Origin of the sequence: Nonomuraea sp. NPDC049158 (assembly GCF_040648335.1) — a bacterium.
In the GTDB taxonomy this organism is placed as follows: domain Bacteria; phylum Actinomycetota; class Actinomycetes; order Streptosporangiales; family Streptosporangiaceae; genus Nonomuraea.
This window is the reverse complement of record NZ_JBEZDM010000004.1, coordinates 487,154-511,432: the sequence shown is the minus strand read 5'-3', so window position 1 is coordinate 511,432 and position 24,279 is coordinate 487,154. Positions and strand designations below refer to the sequence as shown.

25 protein-coding genes are annotated in these 24,279 nt (G+C 71.0%); 15 read left to right on the top strand and 10 right to left on the bottom strand.

Annotation, left to right across the window (positions count from 1 at the left end):
- The first annotated feature begins 10 nt into the window (after positions 1–10).
- From AB0B61_RS12740 to AB0B61_RS12725, 4 genes are all read left to right on the top strand, one after another.
- Positions 11–1,063 carry an amidohydrolase family protein gene (locus tag AB0B61_RS12740; RefSeq protein WP_358431365.1) on the top strand — a complete coding sequence of 351 codons (1,053 nt, stop codon included), beginning with the start codon at positions 11–13 and terminating at the stop codon, positions 1,061–1,063.
- 97 nt (positions 1,064–1,160) lie between these two features.
- Positions 1,161–2,657 carry a sugar ABC transporter ATP-binding protein gene (locus AB0B61_RS12735; protein ID WP_358431364.1) on the top strand — a complete coding sequence of 499 codons (1,497 nt, stop codon included), beginning with the start codon at positions 1,161–1,163 and terminating at the stop codon, positions 2,655–2,657.
- Complete coding sequence (locus AB0B61_RS12730; protein ID WP_358431363.1) at positions 2,647–3,597, top strand: ABC transporter permease; 951 nt, start codon at positions 2,647–2,649, stop codon at positions 3,595–3,597. The genes AB0B61_RS12735 and AB0B61_RS12730 overlap by 11 nt, the downstream gene beginning before the upstream one ends.
- A gap of 14 nt (positions 3,598–3,611) precedes the next feature.
- Positions 3,612–4,565: a substrate-binding domain-containing protein gene (locus tag AB0B61_RS12725; protein ID WP_358431362.1), complete on the top strand. Its 954-nt coding sequence runs from the start codon at positions 3,612–3,614 to the stop codon at positions 4,563–4,565.
- 15 nt (positions 4,566–4,580) lie between these two features.
- On the opposite strand, the gene AB0B61_RS12720 is transcribed toward AB0B61_RS12725, so the two are convergent.
- Together AB0B61_RS12720 and AB0B61_RS12715 are read right to left on the bottom strand one after the other, a co-directional pair.
- Positions 4,581–5,774: a hypothetical protein gene (locus AB0B61_RS12720; RefSeq protein ID WP_358431361.1), complete on the bottom strand. Its 1,194-nt coding sequence runs from the start codon at positions 5,772–5,774 to the stop codon at positions 4,581–4,583.
- The gene (locus tag AB0B61_RS12715; RefSeq protein ID WP_358431360.1) at positions 5,771–6,280 is read right to left on the bottom strand and encodes a SigE family RNA polymerase sigma factor; all 510 of its coding nucleotides are present in this window, start codon (positions 6,278–6,280) and stop codon (positions 5,771–5,773) included. Before AB0B61_RS12715 ends, AB0B61_RS12720 begins: the two co-directional genes overlap by 4 nt.
- Before the next feature lie 176 nt (positions 6,281–6,456).
- Here AB0B61_RS12715 and AB0B61_RS12710 point away from each other — a divergent pair, with 176 nt between their 5' ends.
- Positions 6,457–7,476: a LacI family DNA-binding transcriptional regulator gene (locus AB0B61_RS12710; RefSeq protein ID WP_358431359.1), complete on the top strand. Its 1,020-nt coding sequence runs from the start codon at positions 6,457–6,459 to the stop codon at positions 7,474–7,476.
- 1 nt (position 7,477) lies between these two features.
- Here the strand turns inward: AB0B61_RS12710 and AB0B61_RS12705 are convergent, their stop codons facing one another.
- Positions 7,478–7,909, bottom strand: coding sequence for a nuclear transport factor 2 family protein (locus AB0B61_RS12705; RefSeq protein WP_358431358.1), 432 nt, complete (start codon positions 7,907–7,909; stop codon positions 7,478–7,480).
- Between the two features lie 41 nt (positions 7,910–7,950).
- Positions 7,951–8,337, bottom strand: a complete 387-nt coding sequence (locus AB0B61_RS12700; RefSeq protein ID WP_358431357.1) for a hypothetical protein — start codon at positions 8,335–8,337, stop codon at positions 7,951–7,953.
- A 98-nt stretch (positions 8,338–8,435) separates the two neighbouring features.
- On the opposite strand from AB0B61_RS12700, the gene AB0B61_RS12695 reads away from it, so the two are divergent.
- Positions 8,436–9,398: a GlxA family transcriptional regulator gene (locus AB0B61_RS12695; RefSeq protein WP_358431356.1), complete on the top strand. Its 963-nt coding sequence runs from the start codon at positions 8,436–8,438 to the stop codon at positions 9,396–9,398.
- A 3-nt stretch (positions 9,399–9,401) separates the two neighbouring features.
- On the opposite strand, the gene AB0B61_RS12690 is transcribed toward AB0B61_RS12695, so the two are convergent.
- Entirely contained in the window at positions 9,402–10,055 is a 654-nt protein-coding gene (locus AB0B61_RS12690) for a hypothetical protein (protein ID WP_358431355.1), read from the bottom strand.
- Between the two features lie 265 nt (positions 10,056–10,320).
- Between AB0B61_RS12690 and AB0B61_RS12685 the strand changes: the two genes are divergently transcribed.
- The gene (locus AB0B61_RS12685; protein WP_358431353.1) at positions 10,321–11,046 is read left to right on the top strand and encodes a ThuA domain-containing protein; all 726 of its coding nucleotides are present in this window, start codon (positions 10,321–10,323) and stop codon (positions 11,044–11,046) included.
- A 7-nt stretch (positions 11,047–11,053) separates the two neighbouring features.
- Positions 11,054–12,094, top strand: a complete 1,041-nt coding sequence (locus tag AB0B61_RS12680; RefSeq protein WP_358431352.1) for a Gfo/Idh/MocA family oxidoreductase — start codon at positions 11,054–11,056, stop codon at positions 12,092–12,094.
- 103 nt (positions 12,095–12,197) lie between these two features.
- Here the strand turns inward: AB0B61_RS12680 and AB0B61_RS12675 are convergent, their stop codons facing one another.
- A complete protein-coding gene (locus tag AB0B61_RS12675; protein ID WP_358431351.1) occupies positions 12,198–13,829 on the bottom strand; it encodes an IucA/IucC family protein in 1,632 nt (543 codons plus the stop codon).
- Positions 13,830–13,882: 53 nt separating this feature from the next.
- On the opposite strand from AB0B61_RS12675, the gene AB0B61_RS12670 reads away from it, so the two are divergent.
- The 7 genes from AB0B61_RS12670 to AB0B61_RS12640 all read left to right on the top strand — a co-directional run bounded on the left by AB0B61_RS12670 (position 13,883) and on the right by AB0B61_RS12640 (position 20,244).
- Positions 13,883–15,634 carry an IucA/IucC family protein gene (locus AB0B61_RS12670; protein ID WP_358431350.1) on the top strand — a complete coding sequence of 584 codons (1,752 nt, stop codon included), beginning with the start codon at positions 13,883–13,885 and terminating at the stop codon, positions 15,632–15,634.
- Positions 15,635–15,823: 189 nt separating this feature from the next.
- Positions 15,824–15,955 (top strand): lasso RiPP family leader peptide-containing protein, encoded by a 132-nt coding sequence (locus AB0B61_RS12665; protein ID WP_358431348.1) that lies wholly within the window; start codon positions 15,824–15,826, stop codon positions 15,953–15,955.
- A 15-nt stretch (positions 15,956–15,970) separates the two neighbouring features.
- The gene (locus AB0B61_RS12660) at positions 15,971–17,803 is read left to right on the top strand and encodes an asparagine synthase-related protein (RefSeq protein WP_358431347.1); all 1,833 of its coding nucleotides are present in this window, start codon (positions 15,971–15,973) and stop codon (positions 17,801–17,803) included.
- Positions 17,803–18,063 carry a lasso peptide biosynthesis PqqD family chaperone gene (locus tag AB0B61_RS12655; RefSeq protein ID WP_358431346.1) on the top strand — a complete coding sequence of 87 codons (261 nt, stop codon included), beginning with the start codon at positions 17,803–17,805 and terminating at the stop codon, positions 18,061–18,063. The genes AB0B61_RS12660 and AB0B61_RS12655 overlap by 1 nt, the downstream gene beginning before the upstream one ends.
- Positions 18,060–18,485 carry a lasso peptide biosynthesis B2 protein gene (locus tag AB0B61_RS12650; protein WP_358431345.1) on the top strand — a complete coding sequence of 142 codons (426 nt, stop codon included), beginning with the start codon at positions 18,060–18,062 and terminating at the stop codon, positions 18,483–18,485. The genes AB0B61_RS12655 and AB0B61_RS12650 overlap by 4 nt, the downstream gene beginning before the upstream one ends.
- The gene (locus AB0B61_RS12645; RefSeq protein ID WP_358431344.1) at positions 18,482–19,429 is read left to right on the top strand and encodes an ABC transporter ATP-binding protein; all 948 of its coding nucleotides are present in this window, start codon (positions 18,482–18,484) and stop codon (positions 19,427–19,429) included. The genes AB0B61_RS12650 and AB0B61_RS12645 overlap by 4 nt, the downstream gene beginning before the upstream one ends.
- Complete coding sequence (locus AB0B61_RS12640; protein WP_358431342.1) at positions 19,426–20,244, top strand: ABC transporter permease; 819 nt, start codon at positions 19,426–19,428, stop codon at positions 20,242–20,244. Before AB0B61_RS12645 ends, AB0B61_RS12640 begins: the two co-directional genes overlap by 4 nt.
- A 23-nt stretch (positions 20,245–20,267) precedes the next feature.
- On the opposite strand, the gene AB0B61_RS12635 is transcribed toward AB0B61_RS12640, so the two are convergent.
- The 4 genes from AB0B61_RS12635 to AB0B61_RS12620 form a co-directional block, all read right to left on the bottom strand.
- Positions 20,268–20,951, bottom strand: a complete 684-nt coding sequence (locus AB0B61_RS12635) for a hypothetical protein (protein WP_358431341.1) — start codon at positions 20,949–20,951, stop codon at positions 20,268–20,270.
- Between the two features lie 64 nt (positions 20,952–21,015).
- The gene (locus AB0B61_RS12630; RefSeq protein WP_358431340.1) at positions 21,016–22,161 is read right to left on the bottom strand and encodes an esterase-like activity of phytase family protein; all 1,146 of its coding nucleotides are present in this window, start codon (positions 22,159–22,161) and stop codon (positions 21,016–21,018) included.
- A gap of 109 nt (positions 22,162–22,270) precedes the next feature.
- Positions 22,271–23,035, bottom strand: a complete 765-nt coding sequence (locus AB0B61_RS12625) for an SDR family oxidoreductase (protein ID WP_358431339.1) — start codon at positions 23,033–23,035, stop codon at positions 22,271–22,273.
- Positions 23,036–23,227: 192 nt separating this feature from the next.
- Positions 23,228–24,205 (bottom strand): endo alpha-1,4 polygalactosaminidase, encoded by a 978-nt coding sequence (locus AB0B61_RS12620; protein WP_358431338.1) that lies wholly within the window; start codon positions 24,203–24,205, stop codon positions 23,228–23,230.
- Positions 24,206–24,279: the final 74 nt, after the last annotated feature.

Sequence of the window (24,279 nt, the reverse complement as noted above, 5' to 3'; positions counted from 1 at the left end):
AGCAGCCATCATGCGCCCAGACGATCCGCCGTTGTCCCAATACCGGCCGGTGTCCCAGCTCCGGGTCGCGGTCCACGAGGTCGACCGCGCCGCCGTGCCCGCCGTGGACGCCCACGTCCATCTGGGCCGATGGCTGAGCGAGGACGGGGACTGGACGGTCAAGGACGTACCGGCCCTGATCGGCCTGATGGACGAGCTCAACCTGCTCGGCATGGTCAACCTCGACGGCCGCTGGGGCGCCGAGCTGGCCGCGAACATCGAGCGCTACGACGCGGCCCACCCCGGCAGGTTCGCCACCTTCTGTCACGTCGACTGGGCGCGGACGGCCGAGCCGGGCTTCGGCGAGCGGCTGGCCGCGCAGCTACGCCGCTCGGCGGCCGAGGGCGCGGCGGGGCTGAAGGTCTGGAAGGACGTCGGCCTGCGGGTCCGCGACCATCGTGGCGAGCTGGTGATGCTCGACGACCCGAGGCTGGACCCGCTGTGGGCGGCCGTCGGTGAGGCGGGCATCCCCATCGCGCTGCACACCGCCGACCCGGTGGCCTTCTTCGAGCCCGCCGACGAGCGCAACGAGCGGCTCGAACTGCTGGCCGCCCGCCCGGACTGGAACTTCTCCGGGCCGGAGTTCCCGCCGTTCGAGCGGCTGATGGACGCGATGGAGGCGATGATCGCCAAGCATCCCGCCACCACGGTGATCGGCGTGCACGCGGGCTGCTGGCCGGAGAACCTGGGCTTCGCGAGCCGAATGCTCGACACGTACCCGAACTTCCACATCGACATCGCCGCCCGCGTCGCCGAGCTGGGCCGCCAGCCCAGGGCGACGCGGGCGCTGATGCTGCGCCACCCGGACCGGGTGCTGTTCGGCACCGACGAGATCCCGCCGGACCGGGACAGCTACCGGACCCACTTCCGGTTCATGGAGACCGACGACGAGGCGTTCGCCCACTCGTCGGACGACCCGCCGCTGATGGGGCGCTGGACGATCTCCGGTCTCGACCTGCCACCTGACGTACTCGAACAGGTCTACTCGGCGAACGCGCGCAGGCTCGTCCCGAGGCTGGCATGAGCGGCCAACGTGCCACACGGGTACTTTCCTCGTAAAAACCTGCCTTTTACCTGCGCGTTCGCGGAATGGTCGGCGCGATGGCGGACACCATCGTGAGGTGGAGCTTCTCAGGGCCGAGGGCCTGCGCAAACGCTTCCCGGGGGTGCTGGCGCTCGACGGCGTCGACCTGACCGTGCGCGCCGGCGAGGTGCACGTCCTGCTGGGCGAGAACGGCGCGGGCAAGAGCACGCTCATCAAGATGCTCTCCGGCGCCTACCATCCCGACGAGGGCCGCGTGCTGCTCGACGGGCACCCCGTGCACATCCGTACGGCCGGCGACGCCCAACGGCTCGGCATCGCCACCATCTACCAGGAGTTCAACCTGGTCCCTGAGCTCAGCGTGGCCGAGAACCTGTCGCTGGGCCGGCCGCCGCGCAGGTTCGGCTTCGTCGACACCAGGAAGATGCACGAGCGGGCCGTGGAGTTGCTGGCGCGGGTGGGCGTGGACGTCGATCCGCGCACGCCGGTCGCCCGGCTGGGCATCGCCCGCATGCAGATGGTGGAGATCGCCAAGGCGCTGGCTCTCGACGCCCGCGTCCTGATCATGGACGAGCCGACGGCGGTGCTCACCACCGGCGAGGTCGAGAAGCTGTTCTCGATCGTCCGCCGGCTCCGTGAGGACGGGGTGGCGATCGTGTTCATCACCCACCACCTGGAGGAGATCGCCGCGATCGGCGACCGCGTGACCGTGCTGCGCGACGGCCGGTCGGTCGGCGAGGTGCCCGCGGACACGCCCCAGGACGAGCTGGTCCGCCTCATGGTGGGCCGCCCGATCGACCAGCAGTTCCCGCGCGAGCGCGGCCAGGCGGGCGAGCCGCTGCTCAAGGTCACCGGGCTCGGCCGCAAGGGCGTCTTCGAGGACGTCTCCTTCGAGGTGCGCGCGGGCGAGGTGGTCGGCCTGGCCGGGCTGGTGGGCGCCGGCCGTACCGAGGTGGCCAGGGCGGTCTTCGGCGCCGACCGCTACGACACCGGCGAGGTCACCGTGCGCGGCCGGCGGCCCGCGCCGGGCGACGTGGTCGCGGCCATGGAGGCGGGCCTGGGGCTGGTCCCCGAGGACCGCAAGGGCCAGGGACTGGTCCTGGGCGCGGACATCGCCGAGAACCTGGGCCTGGTCACCATGCGCGAGGCCACCCGCGCCGGATTCGTCGACCGCGGCGGGCAGCGCCGGGCCGCCGCGGAGGTCGCGGAACAGCTCGGCATCCGGATGACCGGACTGGCCCAGGAGGTACGCACGCTCTCCGGCGGCAACCAGCAGAAGGTCGTCATCGGCAAGTGGCTGGAGGCCGACGCGGGAGTGCTGATCCTCGACGAGCCGACCCGCGGCATCGACGTGGGCGCGAAGGTGGAGATCTACCAGCTGATCAACCAGCTCACCGCGTCGGGGCACGCGGTGCTCATGATCTCCAGTGACCTGCCCGAGGTGCTCGGGATGAGCGACCGGATCCTGGTGATGGCGCGCGGGCGGCTGGTCGGCGAGCTGTCCGCGGCCGAGGCCACGCAGGACGGCGTGATGGCGCTGGCGGTCGCCGAGGTGGCGGGTCCCCGTGGCCGCTAACGTCTTCCTCAGGCGGTCCTGGCTGGCCGAGAACGGCGCGCTCGCGGCGCTCGTCGTGCTGATCGTGGCGCTGTCGCTGCTGTCCTCCGACTTCCTCAGCGTGACGAACCTGCTCAACGTGGGCGTCCAGGCGGCCGTCACCGCGATCCTCGCCTTCGGCGGGACGTTCGTCATCGTCACCGGCGGCATCGACCTGTCGGTGGGCTCCGTCGCCGCGCTCTCGGCGATCGTCCTGGCGTGGACGGCCGCCGTCGCCGGCCTGCCCTGGCCGCTGGCCACCGTGCTCTCCCTGGTGGTCGGCGTCGCGTGCGGCCTGGTCAGCGCCGCCCTCATCGCGTACGGCAAGCTGCCGCCGTTCATCGCCACGCTGGCCATGCTCGGCATCGCCCGCGGCCTGGCCCTCGTCATCTCCCAGGGCAGCCCCATCCCGATGCCGGACGCGGTCTCCCACCTGGGCGACACCATCGGCGGCTACCTGCCGGTCCCCGTCATCGTGATGCTGGTCATGGGCGCCCTCGCGGCCGTGATCCTCAACCGGACCTATGTGGGCCGCGCGATGTACGCCATCGGCGGCAACGAGGAGGCCGCCAGGCTGTCGGGCATCAAGGTGTCCCGGCAGAAGCTCATCACGTACGCGCTGTCCGGCGGGTTCGCCGCGGTCGCCGGGATCGTCCTGGCCAGCCGCCTGGCCTCGGCCCAGCCGCAGGCCGCCGCCGGCTACGAACTCGACGCCATCGCGGCCGTGGTCATCGGCGGCGCCAGCCTGTCCGGCGGCAAGGGCCGGGCGCTCGGCACCTTCGTCGGCGCGCTCATCCTGGCCGTCCTGCGCAACGGCCTGAACCTGCTCTCCGTCTCGGCCTTCTGGCAGCAGGTCGTGATCGGCGTGGTCATCGCGCTCGCGGTCCTCGTCGACACGCTGCGGCGCAGGGGGATGTCATAGGAAAGGGATAGATCATGCGGATTCCCGCGCTCGTCATAGCCGGCGCCGCTCTCGCGCTCGGCCTCACCGCCTGTGGCTCCGCCGGCCCATCAGGCTCGAACAACGCCTCCGGCTCACCAGGCGGCAACATCAAGATCGGCATGACCGTGTCGACGCTGAACAACCCGTACTTCGTCCAGCTCCGCGACGGCGCGCAGGCCGAGGCACAGAAGGCGGGCGCCACGCTCACCGTCACCGACGCCCAGAACGACGCCTCCCAGCAGGTGAACCAGGTCCAGAACTTCGCCAGCCAGGCCATGAAGGCGATCATCCTGAACCCGGTCGACTCCGACGCGGCGGCGCCCGCGGCCAAGGCGGCGGAACGCGCCAACATCCCGGTCATCGCGGCCGACCGCGGCGTCAACGGCGCCGAGGTGGCGCAGACCGTGGCCTCCGACAACGTGACCGGCGGCAAGCTGGCCGCCCAGGAGCTGGCCGAGCTGCTCGGCCACAAGGGCCAGGTCGTCGTGCTGCAGGGCGTGGCCGGCACCTCGGCCGCGCGCGACCGCGGGCAGGGCTTCACCGACGGGATCAAGGCGTTCCCGAACATCAAGGTCGTCGCCCAGCAGCCGGCCGACTTCGACCGGACCAAGGGCCTCGACGTCATGACGAACCTGCTCCAGTCGAACCCCGGCATCAACGGCGTGTTCGCCGAGAACGACGAGATGGCGCTGGGCGCGATCAAGGCCCTGGGCGCCAAGGCGGGCAAGGAGGTCAAGGTCGTCGGCTTCGACGGCACCCCCGACGGCCTGAAGGCGGTCAAGGCGGGCACGATGAACGCCAGCGTCGCCCAGCAGCCCACGCTGCTCGGCCAGCAGGCGGTGGCGGCCGCGGTCAAGGCCGCCAAGGGCGAGAAGATCGAAAAGACCGTGGCCGTGCCGGTGAAGGTCGCGACCACGGAGAACGTCGACGAGTTCAAGATCTACTGACCGGCGTCCAGATGCCTAGTTTCTGGGCGTGAGGACCCAGTCCCAGCGGTCGTTGTTCCTGTCATGGCTACCGGTGAGCTGGGTCACCCGGGAGCCGTCGACGCTGACCAGCACCAGACCGCTGTCGAACCCGTTCCCACATTTGCCCGTGCAACCGAGCGCGAGCGCGTTGTCGTTGTCGGCCCAGGCGAGCAGTTGGAGCGCGCTCTGTTTGCCGACGACCGCTCCGGACCGGTCGGTGATGCTGGTCGGCGGGCCGTCACGGCCGAGGACCAGCTTGCCGTCGGGCGAGACCCTCGACCTGCCGGTGTAGTAGACGTACTGATCACCGACCGGCGCCGCCCGCTGCCTGCCGTCGAGATCGAGGAAGACCTTGTCCGGCTTGATGTTGCTGGGCTGCCAGAGCAGCGATCCGTCCAGACTCCAGCCGAGATCCTGGCGCGCGTTCGAGTTGCCTGGAGACCCGTCCCCGCTCATCGGCCCGAGCTCGTGGTAGGCGGCCTCACCCGTGGCGACGTCGATGATGTAATAGCCGATCCGCGTGGACTCGGGCATCGTCATCGTCCTGGCATCCTTCCCCCAGACCTGCCACCGGTCCGGGTACTCGGAGTAGGCCGTGGCCAGGACCTTGGTGCCGTCGGGCGACCAGACCACGGACCCGACGGCGTGCTCCAGCCCGATCCAAGTCTTGATCTGCCGGGTGTTCATGTCGAGGATGCCGACCTTCTTGCCGATCAGGTCGCCCTCGACCACCGCGGCGAGCTGGAGTCCCGGCGCCACGTCCACCCAGACCCAGGGGGTCTGCTCATAGGTGTCATCGCGCGGATCGTAGAGCGACCAGACGCGTTGGTCCCGTACCCAGTTGCCCTCCAGCTTCTCGGTCTTGGTGACGGAGTACGCGGACAAGGCCACGTTCCCGGCCGCGACCAGCTTCCGCGGCGGCGCGTTCTCCTCGTCGCCGCGTACGTCGGTCGAGGTCACCGTCGGCCTGACCGGGACACTCACGCCGTCGGTCGCCGGGCGCACGGTCGTGTTGTCGCCCCGCAGGCCGAAGGCGAACACGGCGACGGCCACCGCCAGCCCGACCGCCAGCACCGTCGCGCCGATGGGCAGCCAGGCGCGCCTCCGTAGCGCCCGGTCCGCCAGGTCGTGCGGGACCCGCGCCTCCGAGGCCCACTCCTCCAGGGTGTCGCGAAGCAGTCGGCTCATGTCGCGGCCTCCAGTTCCATGGCCAGCTCGGGGGCGATCAGCCGGAGCCGGGCAAGTGATCGGTGCGTGGTGCTTCTGACCGTGCCGACCGAGCACCCGAGCACGCGGGCGACCTGGTGGTCGGGCAGGTCCTCGAAGTAGCGGAGCACGACTACCGTGCGCTGCTTCGGGGTGAGCTTGGCCAGCGCGCCGCGCAGCACCATGCGCAGCTCGCTCTGGTGCGTGCGGTCCGCTCCCGGCAGGTCGGGCGGGGCCGCCTGGACGACCTCGCCGCGCCGGACGGCCGCGCGCCACCAGCTCACCTGCTGGCGGTACATGATCTGCCTGGCGTACGCCTCGGGCGCCTCGACCCGCTGCCATTTCGCCGCCAGCTTCGTCAGTGCGGTCTGGACCAAGTCCTCGGCGCCGTGCTGGTCACCACCGGTGAGCAGGAAGCCGAGCCGCATCAGGGCGGGAGAGCGCGCAGAGACGAACTCGCGGAAGCCTTGCTCGTCCGCAGCGTCCACGACCACCTCCAAAGGGTTGATATCAGCCCTCAGACGCCGGGGAGCCTGCCTCGCTATGCCTCTGCCGGGTAATTATTTCTGACTGAACCGGATAAGCGTTTTCGACCGTGGCCACTGACCAGATGGAGAGAGTGACCTAGGGTTGTGGGCAGATAACCGGTTCACAGGAGGGTCTCGTGAAGCGACCGACGATCGCCGACATCGCCAGCCGGGCGGGAGTCTCCAAGGTGGCGGTCTCCTACGCGCTCAACGGTCAGCCGGGGGTGTCGGAGGCCACCCGGGCGAGGATCGTCGCCATCGCCGAGGAGATCGGCTGGCGGCCCAACAGCGCCGCCCGCGCGCTGAACGGCGCCAGGGCCAACACCGTGGGGCTCGCGCTGTGCCGTCCCGCGCGCTTCCTGGGCGTCGAGCCGTTCTTCATGGAGCTCATCAGCGGCATCGAGGGCGAGCTCGCGGACCACTCGTACGCCCTGATGCTCCAGGTGGTCGCCGACCATGAGCAGGAGATAGAGGTCTACCGGCGCTGGTGGGGCGAGAGCCGTACGGACGGCGCCTTCCTCGTCGACCTGCGTTACTCCGACGCCAGGGTGCCCGCCATGGAGCAGCTGGGCATGCCGGTCGTGGTGATCGGCCATCCCGCCGAGTCGGGCCCGCTGCCCGCGGTCTGGTCCGACGACGGCGAGGCGATCCGCGAGACCATCGCCTATCTCGTCGCGCTCGGGCACCGCCGCATCGCCCGTGTCGCCGGGCTGTCCGAGCTGGTCCACACGGCAGTGCGCGATCAGGCGTTCGCGGAGTCGTGCGCGGGCGCGGCCGAGCATGTGACCGTGCACACCGACTACACGGGCGAGGAGGGCGCCAGGGCGACCAGGCGGCTGCTCAGCTCGGCGGCGCGGCCCACCGCGATCGTCTACGACAACGACATCATGGCGGTGGCGGGCCTGTCGGTCGCCCAGGAGATGCGGCTCGACGTGCCGCGTGACCTGTCGATCGTCGCCTGGGACGACTCCCCGCTCTCGCAGGTGGTCCGCCCGCCGCTCACCGCGCTGACCCGGGACATCCCGGCGTACGGAGCGCACGCCGCCCAGCGACTGCTGGCCCTGATCGCGGGCGAGACCGTCCCCCCGTTCGAGGACCAGGCGGCCAGGCTGACTCCGCGCGGCAGCACCGGCGCCGTGCTGATCGACCCGCGTTGACTCATTGGATGGTGCGCCAGGACTGCTCCTCGACGAGTTCGCGGCTCCGCCAGCCGTCGGCGGTGCGCAGCATCCGGTGGTGATACCAGCCCCCGCCCTGGATCAGCCCCTTGCTGTCGGCGGAGACCAGTTCGCGCGAGGGAGCGAGGGTGTCGGCGAACGACGCGCTCACGCGGGCCTCGCCGGCCTCGAAGGCGATCCTCGTGGCGCCGATCAGGTGCAGCCGTCCGGGCCAGTTGGCCAGGACGTCGGCGAGCCAGATCTTGGCCTCGGCCCGCGTGCCGCGGATGCCGCCCGCCGTCTGGTAGTCGATCATCGCGTCAGGGGTGAACACCTCGTCGAGCAGGTCCCAGTCCCCCGAGTCGATGGCGTAGGCGTAGCGGGCCAGCACCTCGGCGATCTGGAGGCGGTCGGCGGTCTCTCGGTCGTCCATACGGTGATCCAACCAAACGCTTGCTACGAACGCCAGCGGGTTCAGTGCGCGTGGGCGTACTCGTCGCGCCGGCGCAGCATCACCAGCAGCATGAGCGGGAACATCGCCACGTGCGCGGCCATCATCAGCCCCATCCCGTCGATGACCCCCAGCCACAGCAGCGGGAACAACGGCACGACCGGCACGAACATGGCGGCGCACATCTCCAGCGTGCCGGCCCACCCGTGACCCCGGAAGCGCATCCAGGCGGCCATGCCGACGGACATGTCGAACGCCATGAGCAGGTAGGCCGGCTCGGGATCCCGCTCGTACGTCAGCCCGAGCCCGACGGCGTCGAACAGGAAGCCCAGCACGAGCATCCCGACGAACATCGCGATGACCATCTCCACGTAGTGCCAGGCGAATCGGCCCCATGATCTCTGTGTCATGCGCCGACTGTCCCACCCCGCGTCTCCCCGCCAAAAGGCGGGCAAATCGACAGGTCCGGAAACTTGGGGTCCAGGTCCTTCCGGCATAGGGTCTGGCCATGACCGTACGGCGGATCATCGTCATCGGATACGCGGCGGCGGAGCTGCTCGACATCGCCTGCATCACCACCTCCCTGGTGACGGCCAACCACCACGCCCGCCGCCCCCTCTACGAAGTGCGGCTGGCCACCCTCGGCGGCAACCCCATCACCTGCGGCACCGGACTGACGCTGCAAGCCCAGGAAGTCCTCGAACGCGTCACCGGCCCCCTCGACACGGTCGTCGTCGTCGGCGGCATCGGCCACCAAAAGGCGGCGGAGAACCGGCCGATCCTGGCGCACCTGCGCCGCCTCGCCCGCGAGAGCCGCCGCGTCGCGTCGGTCTGCACGGGAGCCGGCATCCTGGCCGCGACGGGCCTGCTGGACGGCCGGCGGGTGACCACGCACTGGGAGTGGGCGCGCGACCTCGCCGTCCGGCACCCCTCGGTGACCTTCGACCCCGACCCCATCTTCATCCGCGACGGCAACGTCATCACGGCGGCCGGCGTCACCAGCGCTCTCGACCTCACACTCGCCTTCATCGAGGACGACCACGGCGCGGACCTGGCCAGGAAGGTCGCCCGCACCCTGGTGACCTACCTGCAACGGCCCGGCAACCAGGCGCAGATGAGCATCTTCACCGGCGCGCCGGCGGGCGAGGACAAGCTGGTCAGGCAGGTGACCGAGTACATCACCAGCCACCTGGCCGCCGACCTGACCACCGCCACGCTGGCGGCCGACGCCGGGGTGAGTGAGCGGCACCTGACCCGGCTGTTCATCAAGGACCTGGGCCAGGCCCCCGGCCGGTTCGTCCGGCAGGCCCGTACGGAGGCGGCCGCCCACCTGCTGGCCTCGACCACCCTGCCCATGGCCGGTGTGGCGGCCCGCTGCGGCTTCGGCACGGCCGAGACGCTGCGGCAGGCGTTCGTCGACCGCTACGGGATCCCGCCGTCGCGCTACCGGCTGACGCAGCGATCGGCGTGACGGCTACTCGTCCGCCTTGAACTGGAAGCTGGTCGGCGGGGTGAAGGACGGGTCCGGCACGCCGTACACGAGCGAGATCTGCTCGTGCGCCTTGATCGCGATGGTCGCCGGATCGCCGGTGAACGGCTTGCCGTCGACCTGGGTCGTGAGGACCTTGCCGTTGCCGGTCCGCAGCGCGCCGATCTGGTTCGCCGAGAGGGTGACGCCCCACTGCTTGAAGATCTGGCCGAGGGTGTAGACCTCGCCCTTGGCGCGGGATTCGACGTGGATCACGCCGCGGGCGTCATGGGTGTGTACGGGGGTCATCTCCTCCCCCTCGATCCCGATGTTGGCCGGGACCTCCACCGCCTTGCCGTCCACGAAGAGGCTCAGATGGGCGTGGTAGTGCTCGGCGGTGCCCATCGGCCCGGCGGTGAGACCGGCGGCCTTCATCCCCGGGGCCGGGTCGTCCGGGACGGACCAGGGCGGCGTCCCGCCGTACGGCTGGGCGGGCTTGGCCGAGACGGTCTGGAAGATGCCGTACCCGGCCGCGGCCAGGGCGACCAGCGCGACGGCCGAGCCGATCCCCGCGATCACCCACCTGCGGCGGCCCTGCTCTTCGATGACCGGCGGCTCGGCGAGGTGTTGCTGGGATTCCGGCGTCTCAATCGTGGACATGGGCGCTCCTGGGCAACATGCGGCTTTGCGACCTTCAGCTCATCATCGGCGAAAGAGGATCAGCGCAGATGACGCCGCCACCGGCCGGATGTGGCCGTGCTTTACGGCCAGCGGAGCCACCTGGCCGTTGAATCGCCACGAAAGGCACATCGGGGCCATCCTCTCCCCCAAAACCGGCTTCAACGCCCCCGATAGCGGCGAGAACCATCCAACAAAGGGCTGACGACGTTCAGAGGGCCGCAGGGCCCCTCGGGGAGGCACACGGATGCCGATCAAGGTCACCGTCTGGAGCGAGAACTACCACGAGCCACGCGAGGAGGACGTACGCCTGCGCTACCCGGAGGGCATTCACGGCGCGATCGCCGCGGGCCTGACCGAGCGGCTCGGCGACCGCGTACAGGTGCGCACCGCGATCCTGGAGGACCCCGAGCACGGGCTGTCGGAGAAGGACCTCGCCGAGACCGACGTACTCACCTGGTGGGGGCACATGGCCCACGAGGAGGTGTCCGACGAGGTCGTGGAGCGGGTGCACCAGCGCGTGCTCGGCGGGATGGGCCTGCTGGTGCTGCACTCGGGCCACTACTCGAAGATCTTCCGCAGGCTGATGGGCACCACCTGCACGCTCACCTGGCGCGACGCGGCCGAGCGCGAGCTGGTCTGGACGGCCGCCCCCGGCCACCCCATCGCCGAGGGCGTGCCGCAGCCGCTGGTCATCGGCGAGCAGGAGACGTACGGCGAGCCGTTCGGCATCCCGGAACCCGACGAGCTGGTCTTCATCAGCAACTTCAGCGGCGGCGAGGTCTTCCGCAGCGGCTGCTGCTACCGCCGGGGCCTGGGCCGGGTCTTCTACTTCAGCCCCGGCGACCAGGGGCACCCCGTCTACCACCACCCCGACGTACGGCGCGTGCTGGCCAACGCGGTGCTGTGGGCCGCCCCCGCCTCCGGCGTCGGCGACCCCCTGCGGAACGCCCACACCCCCATCACCTGGTAGGAGCCGCATGACCTTCATCACCCTCGACGAGAACCGTCCGCTGCGGGCCGTGGTCGTCGGCGCCGGGAACCTCGGCAGCCAGTGGGCGCCCGAACTGCTCGCCCATCCCGGCACCGAGCTGGTCGGCTGGGTGGACGTGGCCGAGGAGCGCGCCCACGCCTCGGCCTCCGCCCTGGGCCTGGACGGGCTGCCCATCAGCGCCTCACTCACCGCCGTGCTCGACGGCGAGGAGCCCGACTTCATCGTCAACTGCACCGTCCCCGACGCTCATCGCGACGTGACCGTCACCGCCCTGGAACGCGGGGTGTCGGTGCTCAGCGAGAAGCCCATGTCGATCACGCTCGAGGAGGCGCGGAGCATGGTGGGCGCGGCGGACCGGGCGCGGCGGCTGTTCGCGGTCAACCAGAACCGCCGCTTCCTGCCGAACCTGGTGGCCTTCCGCAGAACGGTGGCCGAGCTCGGGCCGCTCGGGCTGCTGACCTCGGAGTTCTTCATGCCGTACAAGGGGCCGCCGTTCCTGGACACGCTGGAGCACCCCCTGTTACAGGACATGGCCATCCACCTGTTCGACGCGGCCCGCGCGGTGTCGGGGGCCGATCCGGTCAGCGTCTACTGCGAGTCGTTCCGGCCGCCGTGGACCTGGTATCCCGGCGCCTGCTCCGCCACGGCGATCTTCGAGATGACCGGCGGCCTCCGCTACACGTTCACGGGAAGCTGGTCCGCGCCCGGCCAGGCGACGTCCTGGACCGGCAGCTGGCGAGCCGCCGGCACGCACGGCACGGCCCGCTGGGACGGCGAGCGGCGGCCGACGGTGGAGGGGGCAAACGGGCATAAGGTACGCAGACATCCCCCCGAACCGGACCGGTACCCGGGACGGGCCCGGTTCAGCGGGCTGGCGGAGGGGCTGGAGGAGTTCCTGACCGGGCTGCGTACTGGGCGGCCGCCGCAGGGTGAGTGCCACGACAACATCCGCAGCCTGGCCATGGTGACGGCCGCCCTGGAGTCGGCCCGCACGGGGACCCGGGTGCCGGTGGCCTTCGACGTCTGAGGGGCGTGTGGGTCAGGTCCGCGTCTTGGGAGGTGCGTGGGCCAGGTCCGCGCCTTGGGAGGTGCGTGGGCCAGGGGCCGCGTCTTTGGGACCGGCGTGTGGGTCAGGTCCGTGACAGCGGGTTGGGCAGCCGGGCCCAGCGGTCTCCGGTGGGGCCGCCCTCGAACTGCATCACGGTGTGCGCCTTGACGGGGAGCTCCGCGCCGAACAATGCCGCCCGGTCGGCGCGGGTGTCGGCGGTGACGGGCAGGTCGTCGAACACCTGGCCGGCCACCGCCGCCACCACCGCCCACAGCCGCGCCTCCGCCTCCCGGTCGCCCTGCCCGAGAGCCGAGACGAGACTGCTGAAGGTGGTGCCGACGAGCGAGCCGTACAGCTTGGCGTGCAGCTCATCCGGATCGTCGGTGATGAGACGAGCGCTGAGCGGCGGCGGCGTCAGACCGTTGCGGCGCATGCGGGTGGGGCTGACGCGGATGTCGGCCAGGTCCCGGTAGACCAGGCGGACCGGACGGCCGTGACGGTCCAGGACGACTAGAAGGTTCTGCCCGTGCGCCTCCAGCGTCACGCCGTACGCCAGCAGCCCCAGCGTTGCCTCCAACGCCTGCCTCGCGAACTCCCCCAGCCACTCCATGGCCTCACCCAGGCTGGGCACGAAGGGTGACCCGCCGGACGGAGGCCGGACGATGAGGGCCGCCACCGGAAGCACGGTCTCGCCCGCGCCCGCGTACTCCGTCGGCGACTCGCGCACCAGGACCGCAAGGTCGGCACTGGGCTCGCCGTCCACCACCGCGCAGGCGGCGGCCAGGTTGCGGGTGATCCGCAGTCGCCCGCCCAGCCGCCGGGCCAGATGCACCAGCATGGCCGAGAGCGGCGCGCTGTCACGGATCGACCCCGGCGAGATGTCCCGCACGTTGGACGTCAGCCGCGTCGAGAACGCCGTCTTGAGATGCGGCCCGCCGCCGACGGGCGCGAGCGTGCGTACGCAGATCAGCGGCCGGGCCGCTATCCCGCCGGCCACGAACGGCCGGAACCCCAGCTCCGGCAGCACATGCCTGCTCTGCCACGGATGGACGGGCAGCAGCAGCCGATCACCGTCGCGCAGCCAGTCGGGCCAGGCCCCGACGACCACGCACCGCGACGCCGGCACCGCCACCAGATCCAGATCGACCACGGGCCGATGCTCGGGCATGTACGCGAGCTGCTCCGCCACCGACACCCCGGGCCGGTTACGACAGGACGGATGGTAGGGATGCCCGTCCACCACACTCTGCTCGAACCACTCCAGCGACCCCACCTCCGCCCCCGTCCCCAACCCCAGCCTCGCGCCGGCGCGCGCGAGCGCCAGCGAGGCGACGCTGCGGTCCAGATCGGCACCGAAGCGCTCCGACCCCGGCAATCCGAGCGCGGCCAGCAGATCGCCAGGCCGCGTGTACGCCCGCCCGTCCAGCAGCACCGTCGGGTCCTCCCCGGCCCCCAGGTCGTACGCCAGGCGACCGGGCCCGGTGAGCAGACGCCCATCGGCCAACCGAACCCGCCCGTCCGCGCTCTCGCGCCCGGCCAACCCGGGCACTGGCTCGTACAGCAGCCCTCGCCAGAGCAGGCCCAGGATGGTGGCCCGCGCCCCCGGCAGCGCCTCGGCGTAAGCGGCGGCCAGGCCGGGACGGACCTGTGCCAGCTTTGCGGCAAATTCCGCTTCTGCCCGACCTTGAGGGGGATCCTCCAGTTCAATACTCATATCGGGTAGTTACCCCGTGTATGACCACCAATACGAGTGGTGAGGGGTCCGCAATGGCGCACCACCCCGAGGGGCCGGACGCGGCAGCGACCATACGGCCCGCCCAGGACCACAACCGAGCCTGGGACCACGACCACGACCACGAGCGGGACGGCGACCGGAACCCGCACCCGCACCGAGACCGGGACCGAGACCCGCGCTCGGACCACGACCGCGACCACGCCGACGCTCTCACGATGACGGCTCTCCTCAACTGCCTGGTCCGTGAAGTGGTCAGCCCCGACAGCGACCGGTACGACGGCCACCGGACCTACCGTCTGCCCACGACCGGCCACCTGCTGCGGGTACGCGCCGGGCGCTACCCCCACCACCCCGCCCTCTACACGCCCGGCGGCTGGCTCCCCCTGTCCCTGGATCTCCTGGTGGCGCTGACCGCCGAGGAGTTGACCGCGTGCACCGGCGTGTCCAACGACACCCTCGCGGGCGAGATCCGCCACAGCAGGGACGTCGTCGCCACCCTGCTGTCCACCCGGCGCACCCTCACCCCCAGCAGCCAACCGTTCATCGAACCCACCGAGCTGTTCCTGCGCTCCGAGCAGGCCCTGGTCGCCGGGCACCGCTACCACCCGGCGCCCAAGGCCCGTGGCGGGCTCGGTCCGGACGCCTGGCTCCCCTACGCGCCCGAGGCCCGCGCCCGCTTCCCGCTGGTCCTGCTCGGGCTAGCGCCCGAGATCGTGCTGGAGGAGGGCGACGCCACCGCGCTGGACGCCCTCGGACCGCCACCGCCCGATGGCGGACTCCTGCTGCCCGCCCACCCCTGGCAGTTGGAGCTGCTGGGCGTCCCGGCCGCCCTACGGGACGGGCGCCTGCGGAATCTGGGCGAGACCACCGCCATACGGGACGGGCGGCTGCGCTACCTGGGCGAGACCGCCGCCATGGCCGTGCCGACCTCTTCGCTGCGCACGGTGTACCTGCCCGATGTGGACCTGTTCTGCAAGTTCAGTCTCGACGTCCGGATCACGAACGACGTCCGCCGCCTCTGGGCCCGCGACCTGCGTCGGCTAACCACCATAGACAGCCGGCTGCGGGAGGTCTTCGACGATCTGCCCGCGCACCTGCCGAGACCCTCCGCACTCTCCGACCGGGGCTACCGCACCGTGGACCTCGGCGATGGCGACGGCGGCGAGGCGCTGGCGGTGGTCGTGCGTGACGGCCTGGGGGCGCACCTGCGTCCCGGCCTGACGGCGCTGCTGGCGGCGGGGATCAGCGAGGGCTTTCCCGGCAACCCGCTCGACGGCCTCGACGAGGACCGGGCGCTCGCCTGGTGGCAGGGCTACCTCGAGCACGTCGTACCGCCGGTCCTGCACGCGTACCTGCGTCACGGGGTGGTCCTGGAGTGCCACCTGCAGAACGTACTGGTCGGCGTGGACGCCACCGGCGCACCGGCGCAGGTGATCTTCCGTGACCACGAGGGCGTCAAGCTGGTCGCCGACCGGCACCCCGACACGGCACCGCGCGTCAGCGCGGCCTATGGCTGGGAGCGGCTGGTGTACTGCCTGGTGACCAACAATCTTTGGGAGATCGCCGGCGCGATCGAGGAGCGCCACCCGGGCCTCGGCGGCGAGCTGTGGGCGCGGGTCAGGGACCTGCTCGCCGGGTACGCGGCGGACCACCTAGAGGTCCGCGCCCTGCTGGCCGCCGACCACGTGCCCGCCAAGGCCAACCTGCTGCTGCGCTGGCTCGGCGCCGACGGCGGCGAGATGCGCTGCGTGCCCGTACCCAATCCGCTGCGTGCCCGTACCTAACCCCGTGCGTGCCCGTCCCCAATCCTCTGCGACCAGCGATCAGCGATCAGCGGCCAGCGGCCAGTAGCCGGTCGGCACAGAAACCGTGACCATGGTCATCGCTATTAGTAACCGAATAGCTACTGTCAGTGACAAGGTCAGGTAGATAGACATGGGCGTGACCGACATCATCTCTGAAAGGAGAAGGTCATGCACACACCTGCCGCGTACGAGCCGCCGGCCCTGGCCGAAGTCGGCGATTTCGCCGACCTGACGCGTGGTTTCCCGTCGGGCTTCGTCCTCGATTGGGCCCCTCAGCCATTCCAGTGGTTCTCCGGCTGACGGGCGGGAGCATCGGTGCTAGGTGAGATGTGGTTCGCCGTCCTCCCCGACGGTGAAGCGGGTCTTGCCGCGGCAGGTGTGCTGCTTCCGGGAGCCAGTCAGGTGATCGACCACGCCTCCGGGCGGCCGTGGTTGATCGGGGACTGGCCCGGCCACCAGATCCGTCTGGCGGCGGCGGGAGCGGCACGGGTGGCGGTGATCGGGCGCTGCCCGGTCACCGCCACTGACCTGGCCCAGCGGCTGGCTCGGACACCCGACGTGGAGCGGATCGAGCAGGTGGTCGCGGGGCTGGCGGGCAGCTTCCACCTGGTCGCCTCGATCGACGGCAGGGTGGCGGTGCGCGGCACCGCCTCGGCCGTCCGCCGCGTCTTCCATGCCCGCGTACGCGGTGTGACCGTGGCCGCCAGCCGTTCCGACGTGCTCGCGTGGGCGACCGGCGGGCGGATCGACGAGCGGGTGCTGGCCACGCGGCTGCTGCCGAGCGGGGTGGTCGGCCCGTTGCAGGACCTCGGTGTGTGGCGCGACGTCAGCTGCCTGCCTCCCGACCGTACGCTGCTGATCGAGCCCACCGGCATGACCGGCATCCGCGCCTGGTGGCACCCACCCGAACCGGCCCTGCCCCTGGCTGAGGGGGCGACGGCGCTCCGCGAGGCGCTGACCGGCGCCGTGGACGCGTGCACCGCCGACGGCGGCACGATCAGCGCCGACCTGTCCGGCGGCATCGACTCCACCAGCCTCTGCTTCCTGGCCGCCCGTGGCCGGGCAAGCCTGATCACCGTGCACTGCGAGGGCATGGACCCCGGCAACGACGACCCGGCCTGGGCCTTCCGCGCGGCCACCGAGCTGCCGGCGGCGACGCACCACGTCATCGGCCACGACGAGCTCCCGCTGTGGTTCGCCGGTCTGACCGAGCCCCAGCCGTCGATGGAGGAGCCGTCCGGCTGGGTACGCGACGCGGCGCGGCTGGCCGACCTGGCCTGGCGGCTGAGCACCGCCGGTTCCCGGCTGCACCTGATGGGGGTCGGCGGCGACGAGCTGTTCTCGGCCCTGCCGCCCTACCTCCACGACCTGGTCAGAGAGCGCCCGTTCACGGCGCCCGCGCACCTGCGCGCCCGCCGGGCCCGCTGGCGCGGCTCCTGGTGGCGGATACTGCGGGCGGTGGCCGACCGCACCGACCACCCGGGCTGGCTGGAGCGCTGCGTCGCCGATCTGAGCACCACACCCACGGCCGCGGACCCCTACTCGATGGCCTGGGGACCACCGCTGCGCATGCCGCCCTGGGCCACCGCCTGCGCCGTGCACGCGGCCCGCGACGTGCTGGCCGGGATCGCCGCCGCCCGTCCGGCGCCGCTGTCGCCGCGGCGCGCCCAGCACCAGGCCCTGCTCTACGCCCGCACCGGCGGGGCCGGGCTGCGCCAGATCGACCAGGCCACCTCCCGCCTGGGTCTCCCGTACGCCGCGCCCTACCTGGACGACGCCGTGATCGAGGCCGCCCTGTCCGTACGCCCCGACCAGCGCGCCGGCCTCGGCCGTTACAAACCGCTGCTGGCGGCCTCGATGGACGGCGTCGTGCCGGCCGAGCTGCTGGAACGCTCGACCAAGGGCGAGTACGGCGCCGACTTCTACGCCGGCTGGCGGCGTCATCGTGACAGCGTGCTGGAGCTGTTCGAGGCGTCGGAGCTCGGCCGGCTCGGGCTGATCGACACCGGCGCCCTGCGTGCCGCCCTGCTCGGCGTGCACCCGCGGCCGCACATCATGGAACCCCTGTCGCAGACGCTCGCCTGCGAGATATGGCTGCGCTCACTGACCCCACACCGGATGCCGGCCATGACCACGGGAGACTCCTGATGCCCTTCAGCCTGCGCGGCGACGTGTCCGCCGCGCACTCCACCGACGGCTTGGTGCTGCTCGACGAGCGCGCCGGCCGCTACTGGCAGCTCAACGCCACCGCCACGCTGGTCCTGCGGGCCCTGCTCTGCGGCGCCTCGCCGGGCGAGGTGGCCAGGAGGCTGACCGGCGACCACCCGGGGCTGTCCGTCGAGCAGGCGGACCGCGATGTCGCCGACCTGCTGACGGCCCTGCGCCGAGCCGGACTGGTGATGCCGTGAGCCACCCGATGACCTCCGAGTCACGCGCTCGGACCTCACTCGCCAGGACATCGGCGGCGCTCCTGGCCGTCGCCGCGGCCCGGCCGCTGGCCGGGCTCAGGCCGTATCGCATCCGGCGTGTCCTGCGAGTGATCCGGCGCGGCGCCGTCGCCGCGACGGCCGCGCAGGCCCTGGCCGCCAGGGACGACGTGGTCGCCGTGAGCGCGCGCTGCGCCGGGCCCTCCTGCCTGCAACGCTCACTGGCGACGGCCATCCTGTGCCGGCTGCGGGGCACCTGGCCCACCTGGTGCGCGGGGGTGCGCGTCGAGCCGTTCCGCGCGCACGCCTGGGTACAGGTGAACGGGCAGCCCGTCGGCGAGCCCTACCCGGCCGGCTACTACCGGCCGATCATGACCGTCGCGGCCCCCTCGACCGCCCCATGAGGCCGGGGGCGATCCACACCCGCTCGCTGCGCAAGTCCTACCAGGGCATGCGCGCTGTGTGCGGGATCAGCCTGAACGTCGAGGCCGGGGAGATGTTCGGCTTCCTCGGGCCCAACGGGGCCGGCAAGTCCACCATGATCTCGATGCTGTCCACGCTGCTACGGCCCAGCGGCGGCCGGGCGCTCGTCGCGGGCATCGACGTGCGCGACGACCCGAAGGAGGTACGCCGGCGCATCGGGCTGGTCTTCCAGGAGCCGACCGTCGACGCCGACCTGACCGTCCGCGAGAACCTCGCCTTCCACGCCACGCTCTACGGCCTGGGCAAGCACGACGCGCGCCGCCGCGTGGCCGAGGCCGCCGACCTCGTGGGCCTGACCGGCCGCGGCGACACGCTGGTACGCACCCTGTCCGACAGCATGAGACGCCTGCTGGAGATCGCCCGCGGGCTGCTGCACGAGCCGGGGGTGCTGTTCCTCGACGAGCCCACGGTGGGCCTGGACCCGCAGGCCCGCGCGGAGATCTGGGAGCACCTGCGCGAGCTGCGCCATCGCCGGGCCATCACCGTGTTCCTGAACACCCATCACCTGGAGGAGGCCGAATACTGCGACCACATCGCCATGGTCGACCGGGGCCGGGTGGTCGCCGACGACTCTCCGGCCGCGCTGAAGCGGCTGATCGGCACCGACCGCATCCATCTGCGCACCGGCGACGACCAGGCCGCGGCCGCCACGCTGTCCGACTACCTGGGCCTGGCGAGCGCGTGGGGGCCTGACGGCCTGTACGTCCAGGTGACCGACGCGGCCACCGCCATCCCCTGGGTGTGCACCGTGCTGCGGGTGCCCGTCCACTCGATCGAGGTACGCCGTCCCAGCCTCGACGAGGTGTTCCTGCGTTACACCGGCCGTACCTTGGACGGCGTGGCGCGTCCGGGGGTGTGGCCGTGACCGTGGACGTCCGTCCCTCGCTCTGGTCACGTCTCCTGCGCCGGCTCTGGTGGGAGACGCGGGCCGCCCATGTGGTGTGGCAGCGCGAGCTGCTCCACTATGTCCGCAACCCGGCCCGCCTGATCATGACCCTGGCCCAGCCGGTCGTGTACCTGCTGGTCCTCGGGACCGGCCTCGGCGCCATGCTCCCGGGCGGTGACGGCTATCTCACCTACCTGTTTCCCGGCGTACTGCTGATGACCGTACAGGCGCCCGCGATCGCCATCGGCGCCTCCGTCGCGGTCGACCGCGAAGCGGGCTTCCTCAGGGAGATGCTGGTCGCGCCCGTCCATCGGGTGAGCCTGCTGGCGGGCCGGTGCGCGGGCGCCTCCACGGTGGCCACCTGTCAGGGCACACTCGTCCTGGGTCTGGCGGGCCTGGCGCGCATCCCGTACGCGCCTGAGCTGATGCTCGCCCTGGTCGCCGAGATGGCGCTGATCGCGTTCGCCATGACCGCGTTCGTCGCCCTGCTGGCCGTGGTCATCTCCCCGACGCCGACCTTCCACGCGGCGCTGGGGTGCGCGCTGACGCCGCTGGTGTTCCTGTCGGGTGCGCTGTTCCCGATCGCGGGCCTGCCGGGCTGGCTGACCGCGCTCATGGTGGCCAACCCGCTCACCTACGTGATCGACCTGCTCCGGCGGACCATCGCCCCCTACCTCGTACGGCCGGAGCCCGCCGCCGTCCACTCGCCCGTCCTCATGGAGCTCGCGGTCACCGCCGGAGTCGGCCTGCTCTCCCTCCTGCTGGCCGCCCGCCGCCTCTCCCGCCCCCACTGAGGCCGCCCCAGAGGGGAACGCCACTACACCAGGCCGACCATGAACCCCTCGTCGCGGATCCCCAGGTAGGCCGCGGGATGGTATTGCCGCATCGCCCGCTCGATGACCGGAATGTACTTGGGGTTGGAGCCGAGGGGCAGCCGGTAACCGTTCTTGACCGTGTGGAACTCCCACAGGTGCTCCAGCTCCGGGTGGCGGGCGCGGAAGCCGGGGTCGGCGGGGAAGAGATCGAGGCGCACCATCACCTTGCGCATGATGTAGTCGGCGAGCTTGACGCGGCGCTGCTGGGTGCGCGAGATGCCCACTCCCGACAGCTCGGCCCACGGCGCGGCCCACGGTTTGCCCTGGGGATCGTCCCAGCGCACGCCGTAGCCGTCGAAGATCAGCTTGCGGGGGCGGCTGAGCTTGCGCCACGTGATGATCGGGAGAGCCCCGATGGCCAGGAAGAGCAGCCCGAGCAGCCCGGCGACCACAGTGGTCCCGGCACCGCCTCTGACCTGGCCGGTGAGCGACGACACGATCGTGATGAGCCCGATGGCCCCGGCCACGGAGCCGCCGATCAGCGCCTTCACCTTGGCGTCCCCGCCGACGTCGATCACCACGGGAGGCGGGACGAAGGCGGGGGGCTGCTGCGGGGGATACGGGGCGTTGTACTGCTGCTGGTGATGGGGTGGATACGGTGGCTGTTGCGGCGGCCGGTACGTCATGAAAAGTCAGGTTAGTTCGGGTGACCAGGCGCCCCGGGACGCTTCACTTTTTTGCGAAGCGAGTTCAGCAGCTCCGGGTGGCGAACGCCAGGAACTGCGTCGTCTCCTCGGCGGAGAAGTTGTCGTCGGACCCGATCACCAGCGTGCACTCGCCCGTGCGCAGCCGCGGCCCCCAGGCCAGGCTCTCCAGGTTCTGTACCGGCGTCCGGACCTCGTCGAGGTCGGTGACCAGGCGCTTGGAGACCGCACGGTAGGGCCCGCCGGTCGTCAGGCTGTTCCTGTCCAGCACGTTCGTGGCCCCACGCAGGTCGATCTCGTACAGCTTCACCCGGTAACCCACGCCTTCGAGCCAGGAGCGCTCCAGGGCCAGGAAGCGGTGCTGGTCGATCGCCAGGATCTCCGAGACCCCGCTGTCGGAGTGCCCGGTCGGCGGGACGGGGGCGGTGGGCAGGGGGTCGATCGGGTAGACGTACTGGGCGCTCGGCTTGCTCCCGAAGCGGCTCCATACGGTGAGGCGGGCCGGTGCGCCGTGCTCGACGGTCGGCGGCTCCCCGTCCTCGAAACGCGGGCCCTCGGTGACGGTCGTGATCGTGCGCGGGGTGAGGGCCAGGCCCTCGACGCCGAAGTTGCGCCTGGGCCCATTGTCCGTGCTGGTCATGCGCAGGTTGGCGGGCATCGGCAGCTCGCCGACCTGCCGGCCCTGGGCGTCGGCCCGGTGGACGTACAGGCCGGACGGCGTGATGTCCGGGTGTCCCTCGTCCGGCCGGTCGCCTTCGTCACCCCACAGCAGCCGGTCGGTCCACGGGTCGTAGCGGATGCTCTCCGGGTCGGCGGCATCGGGCTCGCCGTACGGCGGATAGGTGCTCCCGTCGGGGCGCAGGAAGGAATTGACCCCGGTGAGCCGCACGCCGGTGAACGCGCCGGTCGTCCGGTCGATGGCGAGGCGCCCGGTGTAGAAGCGGGCCGGGCCGTAGCGGCCGCGGTCGTCGGAGACGAGGTACCAGGTGCCGGTGAGCGGGTCGCGATCGAGCCCGGACAGGCCGCCGACCGTGCTGCCGGCGTAGGACATCTTGTACGGCAGCCGCTGCTCGCCGAGGAACCGGGTGATCTCGACGGGCTGCGGCGAGGCACTCGCCGCCGTGGCTGCGGGCACGGCGGCGAGGCCGATCGTGACCGCGAAGGCCGCGGTAATGCCCACTATTCTCCGCATTCAGCTCTCCCCACTCGGCGACACCGGCGGGGATATGAGATCGCGGTTTCATCGGAAAGTCCACGCGTATTAATGACGGCGATTCAGCCGCGATCAGCGAGAAAAGCGCTCACATGATGGCGAGTTGCCCACCGTCGATGACCAGCTCGGTGCCGTGGATGAAGGCCGCGTCGTCCGAGGCCAGGAAGGCGTATCCGGCCGCGACCTCCTCGGCCAGCCCGGCCCTGCCGAGCGGGATGTGATCGCGCTCGTACGCCGACACGAAACCGTCCGCCAGCCCGGCCGAAATGGTGGAATTCAATGGAGTCTTGATATATCCGGGACAAAGGGAATTGACGCGAATTCCGTGTTTCCCGAGCTCCACGGCCATGGTCCTGGAGAGCAGCAGCACGCCGCCCTTCGAGGCGTTGTAATGCGCGTAGTCAGCCTCGCCGCCGAGCCCGTTCGTGGACGACATGTTGAGGATCACCCCGCCGGCGCCGCGCGCCACCAGATGCCTGGCCACGGCCTGGGCGACCAGGAACATCCCCCGCAGGTTCACCGACATGATCCGGTCCCAGTGGTCGGGCGTGATCTCCAGGAACGGCTCGCGCCAGGCGATGCCCGCGTTGTTGATCAGGACGTCGATCCCGCCCAGCGCCGCGATCGCGCCGTTCACCAGACGGGCGACGTCGTCCTCCGAGCTGATGTCACCCGCCAGCCCGTGCACCTCGCCCAGGGGGCCCAGCTCGATCACCGCCTGGCCCACCTCGGCTTCGTCGAGGCCACCGAGGACGACCCGGGCGCCCTCCTCCAGGAACCGGCGCGCGGTGGCGGCGCCGATGCCGCTGCTGCCACCACTGATCAGCACCCGCTTTCCGGCCAGTCCCCGCATGATGCCCTCCACTGTCGCGACTCGGCTCCGAACGTAGCACCTGGTTCCGCTATGCGCATGAGCGTTCTGCCATTCGGAAAGCCCAGCGAGTTCCACGAGCCCCTTGGCGCCTGCTCATAACCGTAGATAGCCCGGAACAGCGTTCTGTTTCACGGAAAGATGGCCCCGCCCCAGTGGGGCCACCTCGCCCGCCTACCTACAGGGCTTGTAGGGCAGATCCTTGAGGGAGTAGTCGGTCGCCTTCTTGATGGCGTTGACGTTGAGCGTGGCCGCCTTGCTACAGAAGCCGGACGGCGAGGTCAGGTACTCCACCTGGAACACCGGCTTGCCCGCCTGGATGAACGGCGTCAGTTCCCCGCACTCGTCGAACTCGAAGCACTGCTCGTTGACCGCGTAGTCGAAGTCCCCCACCAGGTCGGACACCTGGGAGAGGTCGTTCTTCAGCGCCACCGACAGGCCCTTGGCATGGCCCAGGGCGGCCAGGGCCCGGTTGAAGATGAGCTGGGTGGCCGGGGTGACCGTCCAGCCGGTGACCGACTTGCCCTCCTCGTGCGCGTTCACCACATCGAACTCGACACCGTCGAACCCGGCCTGGGCGCACTTGTCGACCCGGGCCGCCATCATCGTCAGCAGGAAGTCCCGCTGGCCCTTGTCATTGTTGATGTTGGCCCAGCGCTCGTTCGGGAACTCCTCGCTGAACGGCTTGCCCAGCAGGGAATTGCCGTGGCTGTTGTCCCAGGCGACGAACGTCTGGTAGTCGGGCCGGTACTCCTCGATCGAGCCGGCGTCGACGTAGCAGATCGCCTTGGCGCCCTTGGCGTGGATGGCGGAGACGGCGGCGGTGTTGAGCGTGGTGTTGTTGCCCACCACATCGGCGTCCGCGTAGAGGTCGATGTCGAACACCGTCGGCTTCACGCAGGCGCCCCCGGTCTGCGGGACCTGGCAGATGTCGACGTTGACGCCGCCGGTGGCGGGGTAGGCGGAGTTGCCCTGGAGCTGGTACTGCCAGCGGCTCCGCAGCGGGGGCTTCCAGATCGCCGCACGGGCGGCGGCCTTGGGAGCGGTCGTGGCGGCGGCGGCCGAGCCGGCGGCGCCGAGGACCGCCACCGGCGCGATGACCAGCGCCGCGGCCACGGCGGACCGGGTGAAGAACGATCGGAAGTTGATCATAAACTCACCTTCTATTCCGAGGAGTGGAATGTTATTCCGATCCCAAGGAAATCGGGCATGATCACACGTTGTCA

What these genes read in the sequence shown, in the direction of transcription:
- AB0B61_RS12740 (WP_358431365.1), top strand. Translation starts at nt 11, where the DNA reads ATGCGCCCAGACGATCCGCCGTTGTCCCAATACCGGCCGGTGTCCCAG.
- AB0B61_RS12725 (WP_358431362.1), top strand. Translation starts at nt 3,612, where the DNA reads ATGCGGATTCCCGCGCTCGTCATAGCCGGCGCCGCTCTCGCGCTCGGC.
- AB0B61_RS12720 (WP_358431361.1), bottom strand. Translation starts at nt 5,774, where the DNA reads ATGAGCCGACTGCTTCGCGACACCCTGGAGGAGTGGGCCTCGGAGGCG.
- AB0B61_RS12705 (WP_358431358.1), bottom strand. Translation starts at nt 7,909, where the DNA reads ATGGACGACCGAGAGACCGCCGACCGCCTCCAGATCGCCGAGGTGCTG.
- AB0B61_RS12700 (WP_358431357.1), bottom strand. Translation starts at nt 8,337, where the DNA reads ATGACACAGAGATCATGGGGCCGATTCGCCTGGCACTACGTGGAGATG.
- AB0B61_RS12695 (WP_358431356.1), top strand. Translation starts at nt 8,436, where the DNA reads ATGACCGTACGGCGGATCATCGTCATCGGATACGCGGCGGCGGAGCTG.
- AB0B61_RS12690 (WP_358431355.1), bottom strand. Translation starts at nt 10,055, where the DNA reads ATGTCCACGATTGAGACGCCGGAATCCCAGCAACACCTCGCCGAGCCG.
- AB0B61_RS12685 (WP_358431353.1), top strand. Translation starts at nt 10,321, where the DNA reads ATGCCGATCAAGGTCACCGTCTGGAGCGAGAACTACCACGAGCCACGC.
- AB0B61_RS12680 (WP_358431352.1), top strand. Translation starts at nt 11,054, where the DNA reads ATGACCTTCATCACCCTCGACGAGAACCGTCCGCTGCGGGCCGTGGTC.
- AB0B61_RS12675 (WP_358431351.1), bottom strand. Translation starts at nt 13,829, where the DNA reads ATGAGTATTGAACTGGAGGATCCCCCTCAAGGTCGGGCAGAAGCGGAA.
- AB0B61_RS12670 (WP_358431350.1), top strand. Translation starts at nt 13,883, where the DNA reads ATGGCGCACCACCCCGAGGGGCCGGACGCGGCAGCGACCATACGGCCC.
- AB0B61_RS12665 (WP_358431348.1), top strand. Translation starts at nt 15,824, where the DNA reads ATGCACACACCTGCCGCGTACGAGCCGCCGGCCCTGGCCGAAGTCGGC.
- AB0B61_RS12655 (WP_358431346.1), top strand. Translation starts at nt 17,803, where the DNA reads ATGCCCTTCAGCCTGCGCGGCGACGTGTCCGCCGCGCACTCCACCGAC.
- AB0B61_RS12645 (WP_358431344.1), top strand. Translation starts at nt 18,482, where the DNA reads ATGAGGCCGGGGGCGATCCACACCCGCTCGCTGCGCAAGTCCTACCAG.
- AB0B61_RS12635 (WP_358431341.1), bottom strand. Translation starts at nt 20,951, where the DNA reads ATGACGTACCGGCCGCCGCAACAGCCACCGTATCCACCCCATCACCAG.
- AB0B61_RS12630 (WP_358431340.1), bottom strand. Translation starts at nt 22,161, where the DNA reads ATGCGGAGAATAGTGGGCATTACCGCGGCCTTCGCGGTCACGATCGGC.
- AB0B61_RS12625 (WP_358431339.1), bottom strand. Translation starts at nt 23,035, where the DNA reads ATGCGGGGACTGGCCGGAAAGCGGGTGCTGATCAGTGGTGGCAGCAGC.
- AB0B61_RS12620 (WP_358431338.1), bottom strand. Translation starts at nt 24,205, where the DNA reads ATGATCAACTTCCGATCGTTCTTCACCCGGTCCGCCGTGGCCGCGGCG.